General features: G+C 37.2%; 12 protein-coding genes. 2 read left to right on the top strand and 10 right to left on the bottom strand.

The genetic code is table 11. The features are described from left to right. Window positions 1-23: 23 nt before the first annotated feature. The 5 genes from GKE48_RS10235 to GKE48_RS10215 form a co-directional block, all read right to left on the bottom strand. Window positions 24-2438, bottom strand: coding sequence for a DNA internalization-related competence protein ComEC/Rec2 (locus GKE48_RS10235; RefSeq protein WP_154301027.1), 2415 nt, complete (start codon window positions 2436-2438; stop codon window positions 24-26). 24 nt (window positions 2439-2462) lie between these two features. Next, window positions 2463-3380 (bottom strand): GerMN domain-containing protein, encoded by a 918-nt coding sequence (locus GKE48_RS10230; RefSeq protein WP_172678245.1) that lies wholly within the window; start codon window positions 3378-3380, stop codon window positions 2463-2465. A gap of 97 nt (window positions 3381-3477) precedes the next feature. Beyond that, window positions 3478-4965: a sensor histidine kinase gene (locus GKE48_RS10225; RefSeq protein WP_022098186.1), complete on the bottom strand. Its 1488-nt coding sequence runs from the start codon at window positions 4963-4965 to the stop codon at window positions 3478-3480. Next, window positions 4958-5647: a response regulator transcription factor gene (locus tag GKE48_RS10220; RefSeq protein WP_022098185.1), complete on the bottom strand. Its 690-nt coding sequence runs from the start codon at window positions 5645-5647 to the stop codon at window positions 4958-4960. The genes GKE48_RS10225 and GKE48_RS10220 overlap by 8 nt, the downstream gene beginning before the upstream one ends. A 38-nt stretch (window positions 5648-5685) precedes the next feature. After that, complete coding sequence (locus tag GKE48_RS10215) at window positions 5686-6291, bottom strand: helix-hairpin-helix domain-containing protein (protein ID WP_022098184.1); 606 nt, start codon at window positions 6289-6291, stop codon at window positions 5686-5688. A gap of 160 nt (window positions 6292-6451) precedes the next feature. Here GKE48_RS10215 and GKE48_RS10210 point away from each other — a divergent pair, with 160 nt between their 5' ends. Beyond that, window positions 6452-9181 (top strand): YfhO family protein, encoded by a 2730-nt coding sequence (locus tag GKE48_RS10210; protein WP_154301026.1) that lies wholly within the window; start codon window positions 6452-6454, stop codon window positions 9179-9181. Window positions 9182-9199: 18 nt separating this feature from the next. Then, on the top strand, window positions 9200-10576 hold the full coding sequence (gene argH, locus GKE48_RS10205; protein WP_055285785.1) for an argininosuccinate lyase: 1377 nt from the start codon (window positions 9200-9202) through the stop codon (window positions 10574-10576). Window positions 10577-11227: 651 nt separating this feature from the next. On the opposite strand, the gene GKE48_RS10200 is transcribed toward argH, so the two are convergent. Genes GKE48_RS10200 through GKE48_RS10180 form a run of 5 tightly spaced genes read right to left on the bottom strand, consistent with a single transcriptional unit; the run spans window position 11228 to window position 17254 of the window. Next, window positions 11228-13537 (bottom strand): DNA gyrase/topoisomerase IV subunit A, encoded by a 2310-nt coding sequence (locus GKE48_RS10200; protein WP_022097191.1) that lies wholly within the window; start codon window positions 13535-13537, stop codon window positions 11228-11230. An 18-nt stretch (window positions 13538-13555) separates the two neighbouring features. Next, on the bottom strand, window positions 13556-15472 hold the full coding sequence (locus GKE48_RS10195) for a DNA gyrase/topoisomerase IV subunit B (protein WP_055215263.1): 1917 nt from the start codon (window positions 15470-15472) through the stop codon (window positions 13556-13558). Window positions 15473-15490: 18 nt separating this feature from the next. After that, window positions 15491-16489, bottom strand: a complete 999-nt coding sequence (locus GKE48_RS10190; protein WP_022097193.1) for a peptidylprolyl isomerase — start codon at window positions 16487-16489, stop codon at window positions 15491-15493. Window positions 16490-16505: 16 nt separating this feature from the next. Continuing rightward, the gene (rlmH, locus tag GKE48_RS10185) at window positions 16506-16985 is read right to left on the bottom strand and encodes a 23S rRNA (pseudouridine(1915)-N(3))-methyltransferase RlmH (RefSeq protein WP_022097194.1); all 480 of its coding nucleotides are present in this window, start codon (window positions 16983-16985) and stop codon (window positions 16506-16508) included. 5 nt (window positions 16986-16990) lie between these two features. After that, window positions 16991-17254, bottom strand: coding sequence for a hypothetical protein (locus GKE48_RS10180; protein ID WP_022097195.1), 264 nt, complete (start codon window positions 17252-17254; stop codon window positions 16991-16993).

Here is a 17254-nt window from a genome sequence, read left to right as displayed (position 1 = left end):
ACCTGTTATATATCTTCACAGTTCTATCCTTTCAAAGCTTTAAACACCTCAATTTTATACGAACCATCCCTGACACGCACCGCAATCTCTCCACTTTCGTCTGTCCTATACACCTTTGCTCCAATCCCCGACAATCTCTGTAAAGTTTCCATATGAGGATGTCCATATGAATTACCTGCCCCACAAGATATCAATGCATTTTCAGGCTTTACATAACTTAAAAATTCTTCTGAACTCGCCCCCTTACTTCCATGATGTCCGACTTTCAATATATTAACTGACATAAACCGTGCTGATTCACCAGCATCTCCTGCCATCCTATTGGCATCCTCAACAATGCACTTTTCTGCCTTCTTTTCCGCATCACCTGTCATAAGCATAGAAAAATATCCATATTCCACAAGATATACAGCAGAATAGTCGTTAGCTGACTCGTAATCATAACCCTCGCATGGGTGCATACACTTAACCGAGAATTCTCCCGATTTAATACTGTCACCCGCATCAGCATAAACAACATTAATACCAGCAGCTTTCAATGTTCTCTCTAACTTCGACATATCATCACAATCCTGCTTCTTTACTGCCGTAGTCTGCCTGATTCCCGGCAGTACAACAGTACCTATCTCAAATGTGTTATCACACAATTCAATCAATTCATATATTCCATTAACATGGTCTTTATCCGGATGACTTATAAACACATAATCGAGACTTCTTACACCACAATATTTTAGATAAGTATATATGGTATACCTCCCGACATTCTTCTTGCTTGTGCTTCCTCCGTCAAACAATACATTCATGCCCTCCTTAGTATGCATAACAATTGAATCCCCCTGTCCAACGTCAAGCATGGCAATCTTCATATCTGAATTAATATTGTAATGCAGCCCTGTCAGCACACATACTAATAAAGCAATACATACAGCATCAAATTTTTTATTCATCAATATAATATGTACACATATCCATATAATTAAAACCGCAAAATATAAAAACACCCTTGCAGTATCAGGGGTTCCCGTAACAATGACTGCATATTTAAAATGTGATGACAAACTGCACAGCTTATAATAAAAATCAAGAATATATCCACCTGCTCCCGCAAAAAAATATGCTGCTTCAAGAGATAGCATGCCAGCAATTCCCGTAAATATACCGCTTATCATTATCAACGACATAAGTGGAATTACTATAACATTAAGAAACAGGCTTATTGCAGGAATCTGCCCAGATATAATAAGAATTACCGGAAGTGTCGCAATTGTAACACACATGCCTGTAATAACCGAATCTGCGATTCTGAATAAAATTAATTGAAAAAATCCTGCATTCTTTTTATCAGGACGTCTTATATATATAAGAATAGTTCTATCATCAGACAGTATGGGTTTAATATATATAATTCCTGCCACAGCAAGAAATGACAACCAAAAAGCTGAATTTATAAGATTATATGGATTAATCCACAGAAGAATAACACTTGCTATCCCTAATGTATTAGCCATATCACTGGTTCTTCCAAGCACGTCTGCCAGCATATATACAAGAATCATTATTACAGCACGGCTGGCAGATGCACTATAACCTGTCATGCACAAATATGAAATAATAAGAAATGTACTAAAACATGCAGATGCGATTCTTGCAATTCTCTTCTTTAACCAGTCATATATAAACATTCCAACAAGCGAAACATGAAGTGCACTTATTGCCAAAATGTGGGAAATTCCATTCTTCTGATACATTCTCTTTACATCATCATCAAGCCCTGACCTGTCACCTAACACAATCGACTGCATAATTCCTGCATTCTGCTCAGAATATACATTTTTGTAAATATTTTTTATGGAATCTGCAAATCTGTAAATGCTGGAAATATAACTACTTCCAGACTGTATATTCACAATATCTGACAAATCTGCACAATAATTAAATCCAAGTGATGTATAATATTTTCTGGCATTAAACTGCCCTTCATTAGATGGTATGTTAAAATCCTTTAATGTTACTTTAATCTTAACTTCATCCCCTGGATTGGCAAATCTTTTTTCTGAGTATACTACCAAACCGCTTTTAAACTGCCTGCCCCATGAATCCGGCATAACAAAGGCATTTCTTATATACACCGCATAACCGTTTTCTGACTGTTTAATATCTGCTATGTATCCATTTACATAAGCAATATGTGTTTTATCTGACAATTGCCCCTGATAGCATAGCTTTTCCATACTTACTTCAGTTCTTAGGCACATAATTGGAAACATCATGATAAAAATCACATAAAAACCAGGAATTCCTGTTTTCTTAAGATATATAAGGAATCCAGTAAACACCATTATTCCCACTATAATAACGATATATAACTTAGCATATAATGACAAATATACTGCAGCAATGCTCATAACTGCTGCCACAAAAAATGGTCTCTTCAATAATATCCTTTCCAGAAACGACCATTAATTATCAGATAAATCTTTTTTTACAAGTTCATTATTCATATAAAATACTGTATCAAGGCTAATTGCATCTCTATACATCAGATTAGAATTTCCCTTGACAAGTATCTTAACGCCATCAATTCCTTCCAGTCCTGAAAGGGAATTAACAATTGAATATATAGTCACATTGCTCTTTGCATTAACCATATCAGTTGCAAATTCCTGACTGAGATTAACATAACATATCCTGTCGACAACAGATATACTAAGCAGCTTGGTATTCGACGGAATACTCTGATAACACCCCGACTCTGTTGTTCCTTTAATAAGCTGTTCCATTACAACCTTCTCAACAGATACATTCTTATTATAACAGATTCTCTTGCTGTTCTTTACAAGGGCATCTCCTGACTTGTTAGCAAAATACAGATTAATCGTCTTCCACTTCACATCAGCCATAGCACCTTCCTGTGTATCTACAAAATCCTCATCACTCATATTTCCTATGATTGTTCCATCTTCATACACAGCATCCTTACCATCAACATAAAATCTAACATATAGAACATCACTTATCTGTGATAATTCTTTAACAACTGCTGCCCTGTAAAGTACTTCGGTACTTGGTTTCATTCCATAATAAGAGCTGTCATAATAGACACCTGCGTATATTCCATTAATTTCAACCGTTGGCTGCGATACAGACACCGGCTTAATTATGCTTGTATGCCTGCCTTTTGCAACATTCATTTTTTCAAGGAGTTCATTTGCAACTGAAACAGCGTCCTGACTTTCAATGTATACTCTGCCTTCAGTTAGTGATGTTCCGTCTTCATTAAGGAAATATACAGAATATGCAGTTCCCTTCTTCTGCGAAGAACATGAAACAGTTATAAATGTTACTGCAATAACAATTATAACGGATGTCAATTTCATAATAGCTTTCCTTATATGTCCCATCATAACTGCTCCTTTCCTATCCTGATATTCTTAACAGCTTATAAATATGTCCAATGGCATACTTCCGCCTGCATTACTGCTGGTTTTCAACATAATTAAGAGGTATTCTCATTGTAAATGTTGTTCCTATATTTTCCTCACTATGAACCTTAATAGTTCCATGATGCATAAGAATTATGTTTCTTACAATAGCCAGTCCAAGTCCTGTTCCGCCCGTTTCACGCGACCTTGCCTTATCTACCCGGTAAAATCTTTCAAATATTTTATTAATACTTTCCTCTGGTATTCCTATGCCTGAATCTTCAACTCTTATATAAAAATATTGATAATCTGCATTCAGTGAAACATGTACCCATCCATCTTCGACATTGTATTTGATAGAATTCTCAACAAGGTTGGATATAACCTGTGTCATCTTAACTTCGTCAATCTGTGCAACAACCGGTCTGAAACTTTCAAAAAGCAGTTCAATATTCTTTTTCTGTGCTAATGGCTTAACTCTCTTGAGGGTCATCTCTAACAAATCATTCATATTAACAGATGTAATATTAAGTGTTGCAACAGATTTATCCATTCTGACAAGAGTAAGTAAATCTTCTATAATCTTACTTTCTCTGTCTATTTCACTTACAATATCCTGCATGAACTCCTGATACACTTCTATTGGCACATTTTCCTGCGTATTAAGAGACTCCGCCAATACTTTAATCGAGGTTATAGGTGTCTTTAATTCATGTGACACATTCGAAACAAATTCTGCTCTGGACTGGTCTGTTTCATTAGCTCTGTCCATTATATTATTAAAATCATCTGCAATCTCACGTATTTCGGTATAACTCCTGACAGGGATTCTTTCATCAGTATGCCCTGCACTTACATTTGAAACAATATCAAGCACCCTTTTTACAGGCCGGTTAAGAAAATATATGCCTACGATAAGTAATGCCAGACATATTGTTATAATAACCAGTTTAATATTATTATTCTGACTGTTCACATCGTGAAACATTGCATCTATCTCTGTGTAATCAAGATCAGCTACAAGAACGGCTATAAATGTACCTGAATCATTGTATACCGGAACAGCAGCCTGTATATTACCCGTTTTCTTATCATAGCCGGAACTGTTCTTATGATTACTGAATATATCGAATACCCTTGGATTAAGAATTGTCTTATTAGTATCAATAGAATATGTGTCAACACTGACAACATAATTAAGATTAACAATTCTTATTCTTATCTGATTAAGTGCCGAATAACTGCTGAGTCTGCTGTTCATATCATTATTCTCAGCTGCTTCCAGACTTTCATAATTAGAATATTCTGCTGCAATAAGAACCGCTTCATTCTGTATAACCGCAGTCTGTCTTGTAATTACAGACTGCCTGTAAATATACTCAAAACCTTCAAATGTACAGATTACCGCTGTTGCAACTATTACCGCCATAACTGCGAACTGTCTTGTTGAATATTTATTTATGAACCTGAAAAATGACTCAAATTCTCTGTCAAAAAAGATTTTCCTATGGTCATTTCTTTTTTTAATCTTATTAAACATTAAAATAGTAACCTACTCCCCACTTAGTGTGAACATACTTTGGTTCACTCGGATTATCTTCAATCTTCTCACGAAGTCTTCTCATATGGACATCAACCGTTCTGCCGTCACCTGAATAATCCTGTCCCCACACAGCTTTAAGAAGATTATCCCTGCTGTATACCTTTCCTGGATTAACTGCTAACAATTCAAGAAGATCAAATTCCTTAGCAGTAAGATTAATAGGTCTTCCTGCAATATACAGATTACGGCTGTCACAATCTATCTTCATATCACCCGCATTAATAATATTGTTCTTTGCTGCTTTCTTCTCTGTCACAGCATTTCTTCTTAAAATAGCTTTCATCCTCGCCTTAACTTCAAGAATATTAAATGGTTTTGTAATATAATCATCTGCACCATACTCAAGGCCAAGAATCTTGTCCATGTCATCGCCTTTAGCTGTCAGCATAATTATAGGCACATCTGAAAACTCTCTTATCTGCTGGCATACTGATAATCCATCAAGCTTGGGAAGCATAATATCAAGAAGGATTATGTCATATTCATTGTTTTTAGCATACTCGAGAGCTTCTTCACCATCATATGCACAGTCTACAACACTATAATCCTGCATAAGACTGAACTTAAGTCCCTTAACAATCATTTTCTCATCATCAACAACTAAAACTCTGCCTGCCATAATCTACTCCTTTTTACTTTCTATGCATATGCATCTTATCATACGCAAATATAATTCTTTATCTTATTAAATGCTGCTTCCTTAATTCCAGACACTTTCATTATATCTTCTATTGTCTGGAATCTGCCATTATCTGTCCTGTATCTTACTATATCTGCCGCCCTTGAACTTCCAATTCCCGGCAGTGTCATAAGCTCACTTTCTGTAGCTTTATTAATATTAACAATCCCCTCTGTCTGTTCTTCTATAACAGAAATATCCTCTCCATATGCCGGAATATATATCCTTTCCCCATCAGCAACAAGTGCTGCAAGATTAACTGCAGACATATCAGCCAAATCATCAGCTCCACCAGCCATTGCCACTGCTTCATACAGCCTTGTTCCCTTCAGGCACTTTACAACACCTGGAGAATTAACATGACCACATATATACACATATATGTCCTCAACTGATGATTCACTTTCCATATGCCAGCTGTCTTCTATACTACTTGATACGACATTATCTGCAAATGTATTCTCTGACACTGAAGCGTTCTTTCTTCCTGCCAGATATATCAATCCGGTTATAATCAGAAAAACTGCACATATTCCGTATTGCACAGCCCTTTTGTGTTTTTTATATAATTGTCTGTATTCCATGTACACTCTCCTTAAGCATTACCCTTTGGAGATTCCTTTTGCGTACTTTTCTATTTTACAAAATTGTACTATCGAATACAAGCCTAATTTGCCTATAATTGTTTACACTTTTTTCGTTCTTTGGTAAAATGTTACTATTACCGGCTAAGGGAGGGAAGCCATGAATTCATCAAAGAAATCAATTCTTAATTCTAACTTTACATATCTTGCTGCCTTTGTACTTCCAGTTATAATGATGATGGCACTGTACTATACAAGAGGCATATTTCCATGGGGAAACGAATGTTATCTGAGGTCTGACATGTATCATCAGTATGCGCCATTCTTTTCAGAACTGTGGCACAAGATAAGAAATGGTGAAAGTCTTACTTACTCATGGAATATAGGAATGGGAACTAACTTCACATCTCTGTTTGCATATTACCTTGCAAGTCCATCTAACTGGTTCGTTGCACTTTTTCCACAGAAATACACTATAGAGATAATGAATGCATTTATAATACTTAAGATAGCTGGCAGCAGTCTTTCTTTAACGTATTATCTTACTAAACACAATAATAACAAGCATGTAATTGCTGCCATATTCGGTATGTTCTATGGTATGTCCGGCTTCATTGCGGCATACAGCTGGAATATTATGTGGCTTGACTGTGTTATTCTGATTCCACTTATCATGCTTGGACTTGAACGACTTGTTAATGAGAACCGCTGCATATTCTATTGCATAACTCTAGGATTATGTATATTTACTAATTATTATATTGCAATCATGGTATGCCTTTCAGTAGTGATTTACTATGTTGTTCTTATGATTGCTTATAACGGTATTAAAAGCCCTATGCAGTATGTGAAGAAATTTATTAATTTCTGTGTATATTCACTGCTTGCCGGTGGACTGGGAGCGTGTCTTCTTCTGCCTGAATTCTATACATTTTCACTTTCAGCCTCAAGCGACACGACATTCCCTGATAAGCTTATTTCTTATTTCAGCATATTATCAATGCTCACAAGACAGCTTATCAACATTCCGGTTCATTTAGGACTGGATCATCTGCCTAACATATACTGCGGCGTTGCTGTTTTTGTACTGCTACCGCTTTATATTATGTGCAGCAAAGTCAATGCACGTGAAAAGATTGGCAAATGTGTCATCCTGCTTATCTTCCTGACAGCATTTAACTTAAATATACCTAACTATATATGGCATGGTATGCATTTTCCTAACAGCCTGCCTTGCAGACAGTCATTCATATATATATTCTTCCTGCTTGCAATGTGCTATGAAGCTGTTATTAACCTTAAGAATTCTACTAACAGGCAGCTTGGTGCATCATTATGGATTGCAATTGGTCTTCTGCTTATTATGGAAGAACTTTTTATTAACTCAGAGACTGAATATTCATTTAAGAGTGTATATATAAGTGGAATATTTATTCTTATATATGGTCTGTTAATGTTTATTCATAACAACGCCAAGTTCAAGATTCCTGTCGTTCTTATGCTTACATTCTCAGTATCAATCATTGAATGTACAATGAATATGGATGCAACCGGTATTGGAACAACAAGCCGTACATCATATCTTCTTGATTATGATGCCGTAAAGACTGTTACAAAAACCGTATCTGATAATGACACATCCTTCTATAGAATGGATAAGCTTTTTGGAGCGCGTTCTAAAAATGATGGTGCATGGCATAATTACCGAACTGTTTCAACATTTTCATCAACATGCAATGCAGGGATGTCAAAGCTTTACAACCTTATAGGAATGGAAAATTCAACTAATGCATATGGCTGCAATGGTCTTACCGCTGTTACTGATTCTCTTTTCTCTGTAAAATACACTATTTCTAACCGACTTTTAGTTGAAAGTGATATAAGAAATTATTATACAGGCAGCGATGGTGAATTTGTGTATAAGAATAATTACACACTTCCTATTGGTTATGCGATTAACAGTTCAACAGCATATGACCTTGTTATGGCTAAGAATAACAATGGTATTGAGAACCAGAATATTCTTATTCAATCTCTTACCGGAATAAGTGATGTATTTGAATATACTACTTCATTCCCTACTGAAGCCGATTGTATTATCACACCTTCAAAGAGTGGTCATATGTACCTGTCAGTTGCGAATAAATCTGTTGATTCCGTAACTGTTACTATTAATAACACAACCACTTACACCTACAATAATATAAAGAGCAATAACCGGATTCTTGATATTGGTTATGTCCACGACACAGATACTGTCGAAGTAACTTCTGATACCGGCGGAATGAATCTTTCTGTATACACACTCGATGAAGACAAATTCATCAGGGCTTACAATAAACTCAATTCAGAAAGCTATCAGGTTGAGAAATTCTCTGATACTAAATTTACAGGAACTCTTACTGCTTCCTCAGACAAAGCAATATTATTCTCTATTCCATACGATGGTGGCTGGTCTGTGTATATTGATGGCAAGAAAGCTGACACTTATGCCTGGGAAAATGCATTGTTATGTGTTGACGTAAGTGCCGGAACTCATACCGTTGTATTAAAATATCGTCCTGTTAATTTAATATTGGGTTGCGTTATTACTACACTTTGCATTATTATATTGATTGGCATTTATCTTGCCAGCTGCTTTATTAAAGCAGAAAAAGTAAATATGGCACATTTTCCGTTAGTTATCAGAAAATATCTTGATGATCCGTCTCTTACTAACAAAGATATTAAGAAACTGTCTGATGATAATATAGAAAGTTCTATTCTTGATGATATGGATGATTTCGAGAATCTTGAATCACCTGATATTGATGATGAACTTACTGACAGTCTTCTCTCTTCTATTGAAGATGAAGAAGATAATTTTAATGAAGAAAATACAGATATTTAATTCAAGGAGGATTTATAAATGAAATTATGGGGTGGACGATTCACCAAAGAAACTAATGAGCTTGTTAACAACTTCAACGCATCAATTTCATTTGACCAGAAGTTCTATAAGCAGGATATTGAAGGAAGTATTGCACATGCTACTATGCTCGGCAAGCAGGGAATTATTCCTGAAAGCGAAAGTGAGCAGATTGTAGAAGGTCTTAAGGGAATTCTTGCTGATATTGAATCAGGAAAGCTTGAAATCACTGATGAATACGAGGATATCCATACATTTATGGAGGCTACTCTTATTGAGAGAATCGGTGATGCCGGAAAGAGACTTCACACAGGACGAAGCAGAAATGACCAGGTTGCTCTTGATATGAGACTTTTCACAAGACAGGAAGTTCTTAATACTGATGCTGAGCTTAAAGAGCTTATGGCTGTTATCTTAAGAATCATGAAAGAAAACACTCATACATTCATGCCTGGATTTACTCATCTTCAGAAGGCACAGCCTGTTACTGTTGCTCATCATTTCGGTGCATATTTCGAAATGTTCAAGCGCGACAGAAGCAGACTTCACGATATATATGAAAGAATGAATTACTGCCCTCTTGGTGCAGGTGCACTTGCAGGAACAACCTATCCATTAGACAGAGAACTTACTGCTTCTCTTCTTGGTTTCTATGGTCCAACACTCAACAGCATGGATTCTGTTTCTGACAGAGATTACCTTATTGAATTCTTATCTGCATTATCAACTATCATGATGCATTTAAGCCGTTTCTCTGAGGAAATATGCATCTGGAATTCCAATGAATACAGATTCATAGAACTTGATGACGCTTTCAGTACAGGAAGCTCTATTATGCCTCAGAAGAAGAACCCTGATATCGCAGAGCTTGTAAGAGGTAAGACAGGCAGAGTATATGGTGCTCTTATGAGCCTCCTTACAACAATGAAGGGTATTCCTCTTGCTTACAATAAAGATATGCAGGAAGATAAGGAATTATCATTTGACGCATTTGACACAGTCAAAGGCTGCATCAGCCTTTTCAAGGGCATGATTGATACTATGAAGTTCAACAACAAGAGAATGGAAGCTTCAGCAAAGAACGGCTTCACTAATGCTACTGATGCTGCTGACTACCTTGTTAAAAAGGGAGTTCCTTTCAGAGAAGCCCACGGTATTGTCGGTCAGCTTGTTCTTATGTGCATTGAGAAAAATATTGCACTTGATGACCTTTCACTTGAAGAATACAAGGCTGTAAGCCCTGTATTTGATGAAGATATCTACGAGGCTATCAGCCTTCAGACTTGTGTAGATAAGAGACTTACTCTTGGAGCTCCTGGTCCAGAGGTTATGAATAAGGTTATTGCTATATATGATAAATATATGGATGAGAATTAGTTTCGGGGTTGTACAGTCTGTGAGTTAAGCATTAGTGCCAACTTTAGGTAAGCTGACCTAGTGGCTGTAAATGCCGCCATATACAGAGTTTATTACGGTGTAGGAAATCAAACGCGCTTCGCTTGAACGAGATTTCCTGCACCGAACTTTTGTATATAGCGGCATTAACACCCACACGGTAAGCTTACATGCAGTTGTCGCTAACGCTTAACTCACAGACACTACCACCACGAATTACCGATTTTGATTCATGCCATATGTCTCCAGTATAAAAAAATGGTATGGATAATCCCATACCATATTCTGACTAACAAAGTGAACTCGCTGGTCAAATTATTCTTTCAAATGTAGTCTCGACAATCCAAAAACAATTTAACTAACTATCCATTTATATTTTAGAAAAATATACTTTTTTATCGGTGGTCATGTCGAAGAAGTGCTTCACACCATCACAACTAAATTGTAAGCTGTCCGTGTGGGTGTTATGCCGCCATATACAAAAGTTCGGTGCTGGAAATCTCGTTCAAGCGAAGCGCGTTTGATTTCCAGCACCGTTATAAACTCTGTATATGGCGGCATTTACAGCCACTAGGACCGCTTACCTTAGTTGTGATGGTGTGAAGCACTTCTTCGACTCCCCAACCGTTAAAATCATACTCTTATCTTAGTTCCCTTAGTATCCCTGTGTGCCGTCTTCATCTTGGCAAAGCTGATACTCTTGCCCTTATATTCCATTGTGAACTCATCACCTTCTGTAAGCAGGAATACATCTTCTATATAATCATCTTTTGAAAGCTTGATTCCTCTTACGCCTACAGCACTCTTCTTCTTCATTGGAATGTCTGTTAATGGGAACTTTAAGAACACTCCGTTTTCTGTCTGTACAATTACATTCTGGTTGCTCTCGACAACCTCTTCTTCCTTGATTTCTCCATCAAGTGAGAACTTTGAATAAATCTCTACTCTTGCGTCTGTTGAATACATTCCGATTAGCTTGTCGTCATCTGCTAATTTTGTACATGCAACTGTACGCTTTGCAACCTGGAATTCTTCACTGTCTACAAGCTTCATCATTCCCTGTCTTGTGACAAAAAGCATTTTCTGATTCTTAAGTCGTTCAAATGGAGTAATGTACACAATTATCTCCTTAGAGCTGTCATAGTTACACAGATTATCAATCGGTGTGCCTTTATCTCTGAACTTAGTGAATGGCAGATCCTTTATCTTTAACTGGTGCAGATCTCCCGTATCAGTAAATATGCAGATTTTATCTGTGTTCATTACCGGAATGACATATTTGTTCTCATTAAATACAGCATCTTTATTTCTCTCAAATGCAGCCATATCAATGGTTCTTGCATATCCGAATCTGTCCATAATAAACATAACTTCCATCTCTGGAATCTTCTTTTCCTCAAATACAGCAGCTTCTCCGTCTTCAATTACAGTTCTTCTTGCAACACCATATTCCTTCTTAATATTAAGAAGGTCAGACTTGATAACCTTAGCCATCTCTTTTCTGCTGCCAAGTATCTTTTCATACTTCTCAATCTTCTTGACACATTCATCATATTCTTTCTGAAGATTAAGAATTTCAAGACCAATCAGCTTGTACAGACGCATTTCTAATATTGCGCCAGCCTGTTTCTCTGTGAAATCAAGACCTGCAGCCTGCTTTTTTGACTGCTCTGACTTAAACTTGATTCCCTCAACATTACCATTAACAAGGCAGTCCTTAGCCATCTTAAGATTAGCACTGCCTCGTAATATCTCGATAATAAGGTCAATAATATCACATGCTCTTATAAGACCTTCCTTAATCTCCCTGTTAGCCTTCTCCTTTTCAAGAAGTGTTGTGTACTTTCTTGTAGCAAGCTCATACTGGAAATTAATGTGGTGTTTTATTATATCCTTAATACCTAAGGTCTCAGGTCTTCCATCAACGATAGCCAGCATATTTACGCCAAATGTATCTTCCAACTTGGTCTTCTTGTAAAGAAGATTTTCAAGATTCTTGACATCAGCGTTCTTCTTAAGTTCAAGGACAATTCTTATTCCTTCCTTAGAAGATTCATTGGAAATATCGACAATATCAGTAGTTTTCTTAGTTTCTATAAGGCTTACTACATCAGATATAAATTTACCTATGTTAGCACCAATCATTGTATATGGAATCTCTGTAATAACAAGCTTGTCCTTCTCAGAACGGTTCTTGGCAGGCTCGAATACGACCTTGCCTCTTAACTTAATCTTACCTGTTCCAGTCTCATATATTGCACCAAGCTCGCTTTTATTAATTACAATTCCGCCTGTAGGAAAATCCGGTCCAGGGCAGAGCTGCATAAGCTCGTCTGTTGTGATATCCTCATTATCCATATATGCACATACTGCATCAACAACCTCTGATAGATTGTGTGGAGGGATATTAGTTGTCATACCAACCGCAATACCATCTGCACCATTTACAAGCAGATTAGGTACTCTTACAGGAAGAACCTCAGGCTCTTTTTCTGTCTCATCAAAGTTAGGCACGAAATCCACAACATTTTTATCAAGGTCAGCAAGATATACGTCCTGTGTGAACTTTTTTAACTTAGCTTCTGTATATCGCATAGCGGCAGCTCCGTCACCTTCGATAGAACCGAAGTTTCCGTGTCCGTCAACAAGAGCCATACCCTTCTTAAAATCCTGTGAAAGTACAACGAGTGTCTCATATATTGAACTGTCACCATGTGGATGGTATTTACCCATTGTATCACCAACGATACGTGCAGACTTTCTGTGAGGCTTGTCGTAATTAAGCCCCAACTGGTCCATGGCATACAGCACTCTTCTCTGTACCGGCTTTAAACCGTCCCTTACATCAGGAAGTGCTCTTGCTGTAATAACGCTCATGGAATAATCTATATAGGACTTCTGCATAACCTCAGAATACTCAGTCCTTATAATCTTCTCAGCCATTTTCTACTCCTTTAGCTTTTACGCATCAATCTCAGCTTCATTAGCATGCGTATATATAAATTCTCTTCTAGGTGGTACATCTGTACCCATAAGCATTGCTGTAACCTCAGTTGCAAGCCTTGCGTCCTCAATCTCAACCTGCTTTAAAATTCTTGTTTCAGGATTAAGAGTTGTCTCCCATAGCTGGTCAGGATCCATCTCTCCAAGACCTTTGTATCTCTGAAGTGTAAATGTTCCTGACGTATGCTTCTTTCTGTAATCCTCAAGTGCCTTGTCATCATATAGATATTCACCCTCGCCCTTCTTAGGAACAACCTTGTAAAGAGGTGGTGTAGCAATATATACATGTCCCTGATTAATAAGCTCAGGCATGAATCTGTAGAAAAATGTAAGAAGCAGTGTATCAATATGTGCTCCATCCACATCGGCATCAGTCATGATAATAATCTTATTATATCTTAATCTGCTAATATCAAAGTCATTACCGTAGCCCTCTAAGAATCCACAGTTGAATGAATTAATCATTGTCTTAATCTCGGCATTGGCAAGTACCTTATCAATACTTGCCTTTTCAACATTAAGAATCTTACCTCTGATTGGAAGAATTGCCTGAGTTCTTCTGTTTCTTGCAGTCTTTGCTGAACCTCCAGCTGAATCTCCCTCAACAATGAACACCTCACATTCCTCCGGATTCTTGCTCTCACAGTTGGCAAGCTTTCCGTTGCTGTCTATAGAGAACTTCTGCTTTGTAAGCATATTTGTCTTAGCCTTTTCTTCTGCTTTTCGTATCTTCGCAGATTTTTCAGCACATGCAATTACAGCGTTAAGGTCGTCCAAATGTCTGTCGAAATAAAGCTGTACCTCGTCTCCTGTTACATTTGCAACAACTGTACCAGCATCCGGATTATCAAGCTTGGTCTTGGTCTGTCCCTCAAATCTTGGTGCAGGGTGCTTAACTGCAACAACTGCAGTCATACCATTTCTTACATCAAGACCTGTAAAATTCGCATCCTTATCCTTTAAGATGCCAAGTTCTCTCGCATACTGGTTGATAATCATTGTAAACTTGGTCTTAAAGCCTGTAATATGCGTTCCACCCTCCTGAGTGTATATGTTATTACAGAAGCCAAGAATATTTTCCTCAAATTCATTAACAAACTGAAATGCTACTTCAACCTCAATATCTTCCTGCTTCTTCTTAAAGTAGACGATATCGCATACTGTCTCTTTGCCATTGTTAAGGTCTTTGATATATGCCTTAAGTCCGTCAGGCTCATGAAAAGTTTCCTTATCCTCGCTGCCCTTTCTCTTATCTTCAAACTCAATTGTAAGCCCCGGATTAAGATATGCAGTCTCATGAAGCCTGCTCTTTATCGCGTCTGCTTTGAATCTTGTCTTTTCAAATATTTCTCCATCAGGAAGAAATGTAACAGTTGTACCAGTATCATTTTTTCTGCATGTACCAATCTTTTCAAGTGGCGCTGTTGCTTTTCCACGCTCGTATCTTTGCTTGTACACACCACCATCAACTCTTATCTCAACCTCAAGCCATACAGAAAGTGCATTAACTACAGATGCACCAACGCCGTGAAGTCCTCCTGATATCTTATATCCGCCATCTCCGAACTTGCCGCCTGCATGAAGTACTGTAAATACAACCTCAACCGCAGGTATTCCGGCTTTAGGATGGATTCCGATAGGAATACCTCGTCCATTATCCTTGATAGTTGCTGTTCCATCATCATTAAGAGTTACATTTATCTGTGTACAAAAACCCGCAAGATGTTCATCCACTGAATTATCCGCAATCTCATATATAAGATGATTAAGACCTTTTGTTCCGACACTTCCAATATACATACCAGGTCTCATTCTTACCGCTTCAAGGCCCTCCAGTATAGATATACTGTTAGCATCATATTTATTAGCTGCCATTATTAATTACTCTCCTCTTTACTTTCCAAAATACGCATTGAAAGTATCCTCAAAGCTGCTTCCCAACGTATACGCATCCTGAATACTTAATTTCTTCCATTCGCTATTATTAAATTCCATATATATACCAGCTTCATATTTCTCAAAATCAGTATTAAACTGCTCTAACTTTCTCTTTTCAAGAATTGCAGACTTATTAACCTCAGTCTTAGCCTTATCATTATCCGATGTACATCTTATAATGTAATATCTGCCTGCTGACTCAACTATACTGCTCATCTCACCAGTAGACAGATTGAATGCTGCTTTTTCAAATGCTGCATCCATCTCGCCACGTTTCAGTTCGTACTCATATTCGCCATCCGCATTGTACTCCTTGGCAACAGCAAAGAATGAACTTCCTGAATTCACAAGATTATATGCTTTATTAATATCTTCCTCTGAATCTGATACAATATACTGGATATCAATAACTCTTGCCTCATCTGCGCTTACTTCAATATCCATGCTGGAAGTAAGGTCATCGTAGAGTTTCTGTGCTATTGCAAATTCAGTAAACATTGTATTCAGTTTATCCTTAGTTATTCCTGTACTGCTTATCTGCGATTCAGTTAATTCATTGTAAAATGCATCAACAGCCTTACCCACAGAATCTTTTTCTTCTCTTCCAAGCACAACACCGCGTTCCTTAGCCTTAACATTCATAGCCTTGACGCGCATTAACTTACTCTTAATCTGGTCCTTAATATAGCTTTCAAAATCAGCATCACCAATTTTCTCTCTCCATATATTACTGCCAAACATTTCCTCATATTCCTTCTTCACATCAGACATGAGAATATCTGCCTCGCATGTATTAGTTGTCTTCTGTCCTGCTGTCTTAATAAGCTCACCGCTCTTCATTCCTGTTGTGAAATATATCAGACGTCCATTAAAGAACTTAATATATCCTGCAACTAACAGAACTACAACAAGAATAACTGCTAATATAATAAATGTTTTTTTTCTTCTTTTCATATTCTATCCTCTTTAATTATTTGTGATATGGCTCATTCTTCATAATCCTGTAAGCCCTATATATCTGTTCCAAAAGAATAACTCTCATAAGCTGGTGCGGAAATGTCATCCTTGAAAAACTCAGCTTATAATCAGCTCTCTTAAGTACTGCATCTGCAAGTCCCAAAGAGCCTCCTATTACAAATGTTATGTTACTTGTTCCTTCTATTCCAAGTCTTTCAATCTTTTCTGATAGTTCAACAGAATCAAGCATTTTCCCTTCTATTGCAAGTGCACATACATAAGCATCATCTTTAATGGCAGAAAGGATTCTCTCCCCTTCCTTATTCTTAATCTGTTCATTGACTATATCACTTGCATTATCCGGTGTTTTCTCATCAGGTAGTTCAACAATATCAAGCTTACAGTATCTTGAAAGTCTCTTAGAATACTCTTCAACTGCCTGGGTATAAAACTTTTCCTTAATCTTGCCTACACATACAACATTTATACGCATCTGTACTATCCTTCCACGAAGAAATATCCGCCATTATCAAGCCTGAATACTTCTAACTGCTCAAGAAGCTCATCATTGCTTAAGTCAGATACATCCATTCCCTCATCATCCATCACTTCTCTTAATTCTTTAATATCCTTGCAGTATACCGCCATACAGTCCTCTAAGAATTCCTTAGCTTCCTCTAAATCATATGCAACAGGCTCATCGAAAAGCTGTTTCTGATCTCTTAAAAACACCTTCGCACACTCATCAATATGTTTATCCAT

It is taken from the genome of Lachnospira eligens (assembly GCF_009680455.1).
Taxonomy (GTDB): Bacteria; Bacillota; Clostridia; order Lachnospirales; family Lachnospiraceae; genus Lachnospira; species Lachnospira eligens_A.
The sequence above is the reverse complement of the archived record's forward strand: the minus strand, read 5'-3'. Positions and strand labels throughout refer to the sequence as shown.

What these genes read in the sequence shown, in the direction of transcription:
- GKE48_RS10220 (WP_022098185.1), bottom strand. Translation starts at nt 5,647, where the DNA reads ATGGCAGGCAGAGTTTTAGTTGTTGATGATGAGAAAATGATTGTTAAG.
- GKE48_RS10210 (WP_154301026.1), top strand. Translation starts at nt 6,452, where the DNA reads ATGAATTCATCAAAGAAATCAATTCTTAATTCTAACTTTACATATCTT.
- GKE48_RS10200 (WP_022097191.1), bottom strand. Translation starts at nt 13,537, where the DNA reads ATGGCTGAGAAGATTATAAGGACTGAGTATTCTGAGGTTATGCAGAAG.
- GKE48_RS10180 (WP_022097195.1), bottom strand. Translation starts at nt 17,254, where the DNA reads ATGGATAAACATATTGATGAGTGTGCGAAGGTGTTTTTAAGAGATCAG.
- GKE48_RS10215 (WP_022098184.1), bottom strand. Translation starts at nt 6,291, where the DNA reads ATGGAATACAGACAATTATATAAAAAACACAAAAGGGCTGTGCAATAC.
- GKE48_RS10195 (WP_055215263.1), bottom strand. Translation starts at nt 15,472, where the DNA reads ATGGCAGCTAATAAATATGATGCTAACAGTATATCTATACTGGAGGGC.
- GKE48_RS10225 (WP_022098186.1), bottom strand. Translation starts at nt 4,965, where the DNA reads ATGTTTAATAAGATTAAAAAAAGAAATGACCATAGGAAAATCTTTTTT.
- GKE48_RS10190 (WP_022097193.1), bottom strand. Translation starts at nt 16,489, where the DNA reads ATGAAAAGAAGAAAAAAAACATTTATTATATTAGCAGTTATTCTTGTT.
- GKE48_RS10230 (WP_172678245.1), bottom strand. Translation starts at nt 3,380, where the DNA reads ATGAAATTGACATCCGTTATAATTGTTATTGCAGTAACATTTATAACT.
- rlmH (WP_022097194.1), bottom strand. Translation starts at nt 16,985, where the DNA reads ATGCGTATAAATGTTGTATGTGTAGGCAAGATTAAGGAAAAGTTTTAT.
- argH (WP_055285785.1), top strand. Translation starts at nt 9,200, where the DNA reads ATGAAATTATGGGGTGGACGATTCACCAAAGAAACTAATGAGCTTGTT.